3 protein-coding genes and 1 pseudogene are annotated in these 4650 nt (G+C 61.2%); 1 reads left to right on the top strand and 3 read right to left on the bottom strand.

The window, feature by feature from the left end:
- Positions 1-146: 146 nt before the first annotated feature.
- Positions 147-755 (top strand): annotated as a pseudogene (locus tag VTU_RS0109615) (IS21 family transposase); the annotation flags it as partial.
- Between the two features lie 122 nt (positions 756-877).
- On the opposite strand, the gene VTU_RS0109610 reads toward VTU_RS0109615, so the two are convergent.
- Genes VTU_RS0109610 through VTU_RS0109600 form a run of 3 tightly spaced genes read right to left on the bottom strand, consistent with a single transcriptional unit; the run spans position 878 to position 4511 of the window.
- Entirely contained in the window at positions 878-1882 is a 1005-nt protein-coding gene (locus VTU_RS0109610) for a tyrosine-type recombinase/integrase (RefSeq protein WP_010103650.1), read from the bottom strand.
- Entirely contained in the window at positions 1879-3252 is a 1374-nt protein-coding gene (locus VTU_RS0109605) for a tyrosine-type recombinase/integrase (RefSeq protein ID WP_010103649.1), read from the bottom strand. The genes VTU_RS0109610 and VTU_RS0109605 overlap by 4 nt, the downstream gene beginning before the upstream one ends.
- Positions 3249-4511 carry a site-specific integrase gene (locus VTU_RS0109600; RefSeq protein ID WP_010103648.1) on the bottom strand — a complete coding sequence of 421 codons (1263 nt, stop codon included), beginning with the start codon at positions 4509-4511 and terminating at the stop codon, positions 3249-3251. Before VTU_RS0109600 ends, VTU_RS0109605 begins: the two co-directional genes overlap by 4 nt.
- Positions 4512-4650 lie beyond the last annotated feature (139 nt).

The raw sequence follows: 4650 nt of genomic DNA, 5'->3' as shown, positions 1-4650 counted from the left end.
CGTGACCGCCGATTTCGGTGACGTGACCGAGGGACGACTGATCACCGTTTGAAGGTGCTCGCCAGCCTGTCAAGGGCGCTGGTGCTGGTGTTGCGTATGAACCACGGGTTTGGGCATAGCGTCGCGGTCTTTTGGCCGCAGCGCATATGCCACAGCAACGAATCAACATACGCATGATCAAAGACATCCTCAGACTCAAGTACAGCGCCAAGCTGTCGCATGAAGCCATCGCGCGCAGCCTCGGTATCTCCAAGGGGGTTGTGGCCAAGTACCTCGGCATGGCCGGCGCTGCCCGGCTCGATTGGGCCGCAGTGGCCGAACTCGACGAGGCCGGACTCGAACGCCGGCTGCTCGGGCGCAGTTCGGCCGAGACGGCGGTGATCCAACCCGACTTCGCCCATGTCCACATCGAACTGCGCCGCAAGGGCGTCACGCTGATGCTCTTGTGGCAGGAGTACCGCGCTGCCCACGAGGGCCGACGCACCTGGGCCTACACCCAGTTCTGCGAGCACTACAAGACCTTCACCAAGAGACTCAAACGCTCGATGCGCCAGCACCGACGCGCTGGCGAGAAGCTGTTCATCGATTACGCCGGCTCCACGCTGGCGTTGGCCGACGGCTCACGCGCGCAGGTGTTCGTGGCTGCGATGGGAGCATCGAGCTACACCTTTGCCTGCGCTACCACCGATCAGAGCATGCGCTCGTGGCTCGCTGCCATGGCCCGTGCGCTGGCTTTCTACGGTGGCGTGCCGCAAGAATCGCGAGCTCGCGATTCTTGCGGTAATCAGCAGGACCGAATAATGTGAAGGAAGGTGCTGTCCGCCCTCGCACGGATGCGATCTGGGCGGGTGTTCCTTCACATAATTTCGGTGAACCATCAGAGCGAATCGAGCCAGGAAAGAACGCTCGCATCACGTCTCCAGCGCGGTGGCTTCTTGATCTTTGAGGATGGGTCGAGTCGCTCGAGCGCCTCTCGCTTGGTGTCCAAGTTGGCCTGAGCGTAGTGATTGGTGGTGTCGAGGTGAACATGCCCGAGCCAGCTTCGAATGACTGTGACATCAACGCCGGCGGCTACAAGATGAACGGCGGCCGTGTGCCTGAAGGTGTGCGGCGAAACCTTCTTCGACGCCAGGGATGGGACGGCGCCCGCGGCGGCCTGAACGTACTGTGCAAGTTTGAAGCGCACCCCTGAGGCGCCAAGCGGCGCCCCATAGCGATTGACGAACAGTGGCTCATCATCCGCGCATGGTTGTCGTTTGCGCAGCGCCTTGAGTAGCGAGACGGTCTCCGGCCACAGCGGACAGATGCGCTCCTTGCGACCCTTGCCGAACAGACGTACGCACATCGGTGCTTCGAATCGGATTGCTGCGGGGCAAACATCAAGTGCCTCCTGAATACGCGCACCGGTGTTGTAGAGGAATGACAGCAGCACGTAGTCGCGCTGGCCCTCGACGCACTTGCGATCCGGTTGATCGAGGATCGCCTCGATCTCTCTCGATTCGAGATACTGCGGCGCGGGCGTGGGCGACTTCTTCATCGGGATGTGAAGCACGTCGACGCATTGGGCAATGGCCGTCGGCTCCCTCTCAGCGACGAAGTGAAAGAAGCTGCGCAGTGCGGCGAGACGGCAGTTGCGCGTGCCGATCGAGACCTGACGCTCCTGTTCGCTGTGCTGAAGAAATGCCGTCACGTCGCTCGCCGAAAGATCGGCCATGGTGAGGGCCGTCACAGCCCGCTTGTGCCGCACGGCCGCAAAGCGCAGAAACAACCGCCACGTGTCGCGGTAGGACTTGAGGGTGTGAGGGGAGACGTTGCGTTGCTCAACCAATCGTTCGTAGAAGAACGCATGCAGCAGTCCGGGAAAAGGATTGACGGACCTCATTGCGTGGCTCCTTCAACGAGGTGCCGGCCGTGCGCGGCGAAGGCGCGAAAGCGCTCGCTGGCCTCTTGCAGCAACTCCTGTGTGAGCGTCAGATAGACCAGGGTCGAGTTGATGTCCTTGTGGCCGAGATAGGTGGCCAGGAAAGGCAGTCGTGCCTGGGGATTGATCCCTTCGCGGTACCACGTCAGCATGCGGTTGACGACCATGGAATGCCGAAGGTCATGGATGCGTGGTCCGACGCGCCCCGACTCTGGCTTCAACCCGGCGCGGCGCAATACGCACACCAAGAGTTTGTGGGTCATCACACGGGAGTAGCGACCAGTGCTTTGCGTATGCCAGAACAGCCCGCTCGATCCATCCTGAGGCGCTCCCGCGCGCTGCCTGGCTTCAAGGTATTCGCACAACGCAACCATCACGCTGTCGGCAAAGGGCAGAGTCCGGGACTTGAAGAACTTGGTCTCGCGAATGACGATCTCTCCCGTAGCCACGTGAACGTCACCCAGATTGAGCCGTGCGAGCTCGCCCAGCCGCAGTCCGCAGCAGTACGCGAGCACGAGCATCGTGTACAGCGTGAGCGGGCGTAGCGATGAGCGAGGAGAAGGGAACTCTCGAGCGGTCTCCAGCAGATGTCGAACTTCTTGCGGCGTGTAGATGTAGGGGCGCCGCTGTTCCAGTACCCGTTGACGAGATAGGCGCCGATCTACCTTGGGCAGCTCGACGCGTGGGTCGATACGCTGCCAGGCTCTGGCGAGATTGCGAGCAACCTGCTGGCGCTCCACGGCATGGTGCAGTGTCGTACCCTCGTCCACCCATTCCTGTAGCAAGACCGTCAGCGGCAGGGTGATGACGTCGGCGCGACCTTGCAGGAAACGATCGAAACGCAGGAAGCTCAATGCCTGCGTGTTGTAGCGATACCCGCTGGCCCGCATGAGCTCGATGTGCGAGCGCATGAATGCGCCATAGACACTTGCGAACTGCGGCAACGGCTTCAGGGTCTCAAGCGCCTGTGCGGGGTCTGGCGAAAGAAGCGCTCGCACGATTGGAGTTCCAACTCGCTGGCCGAAGTTGAGACGCAGCTGTGCAAGTGGATTGCTCGGGATGGATTCTTCGGAGGCCAGAAAGTCCAAGAACCGGTCGACAACGCGAGCGCGATGAAGCACATAGTGCTCAGGCCAACGCGAGGCGCAGCCGCGAAGCCACGACTCGATGGTGGACTGGGAAATCGCGGCGTTGCGAGGGTACAGTTGCACATGGCACTGGAACTCTACCAATATGCATCGGTAGCCGTTGACGGTGTTGCGACTGCGCGGGTGCACGTGCAACAAGAAGCGGTTAATCGCGGCACCGCTATCTGCAAGCTGTGCGTTCATGTCTGCTCCTCCTGAGTCCGGCCTGGGATATCGAGGGCCACATCGCGTAAATCCTCAGTGGCGAGCTTGAGGTATACCGATGTCGATGATGCTGATCGATGCCCCAGTACGTCACCGATGATCTTCATCGGTGTGCCGTCGCGAAGCAGGCTCACCGCGCGCGCATGCCGAAACGCATGTGGTCCGCGTTTGCCGTCGGGCTGTACGCCGGCTGCATCAAGCCGACGCCTTGTCAACGTGTACAGGCTGGAGCCGCTCTCAAACCTTCGATATGGGGCTCGCATCCGAATGAATATCTCCCGCACATCGGTCTTGGGTCGACCTCGCCGCAGATACGCGAGCAGCGCTTCGCCCACGGCAGGCATCAGCGGCAGGATCGATTGCGAGCCCGTCTTGGTATGCCGAACGAAAATGCGGTCGGCGCGCCAGTCGATGTCGTTCAACTGCAGTCGAGTGATCTCGCCGGCGCGCAACCCGTAGGTGGCGAGCAGCAGCAAGATCGCGTAGTCGCGCAGGCCCTTCGGGGATTGGTCATTACGTGATGTCTGCATCACGGCATCTACTTGGTCTGGGCTCAGCGCGGAGGGTATCGATTCGAATGCGTAGAGGGTAGGCGCCATCACGCAAAGTGCGAAGTCGCGCTCGGTTGTGCCTGTGGCGTAGGCGAAGCGCAGGAAGCAGCGCATTCGCTGCGCGACCCCTTTGCGCGAGACCCGCCGCAATGATGGCGCTCGCGACTGTAGATAGGCATCGACATCAGCGATTGCCACGGACGAGAGCGTGCCGGTCTTGTTGCGTTCGCCGTACCAAGACAGGAAGCGCCCTGCCTCGGCAGTTCGTTCAGAGATAGTCTCGGCGGCCAACCCCCGTCGCTCGCGAAGCCACTGCGCATACTCCGCGCATAGTGCTTGGCGATAGGCTCCGTTGGGGCTGCCGGCCGTCGCACTCGGTGGCCACGGCCCCACGACGCATTGAAGAAACTGATGCACACCAGCGGTATGTGAGCCACGCCAATGATCGACGGATACCGGCGCACGGCCATGGCGTCGGGAGAATTGGCGCAACTCCCGTGTCAGGTACTTCGTCACGTGCGATGGCTGCACCGCATCGATCGACATATGCAGACCCTCGATGTACTTGAGAAAGTGCCCTGCGACGGCAAGATAGCGCTTGCTTGCCGTCGAGCTGTACCTTGTCCTCGCGAGATGCTCTTCGAACTGGAAAATCAGCGCGCTGCGCTGAGGTAGAAAGTCTGACATCACGTGTCTCCTTGGCGGGTGGATTCCCAGCCAATAGTGGCACGCGGAAAATAATGCGCAGCAGGACGACACCAGGACCCGATCGGGCGAGGCCCCGCTCGGTTTCCTTCACATTATTCGGTCCTGCTGATTACCGCAA

Source organism: Verminephrobacter aporrectodeae subsp. tuberculatae At4, from assembly GCF_000193225.1.
GTDB lineage: Bacteria > Pseudomonadota > Gammaproteobacteria > Burkholderiales > Burkholderiaceae_C > Acidovorax > Acidovorax aporrectodeae.
This window is presented reverse-complemented; position numbering and strand designations above follow the sequence as displayed.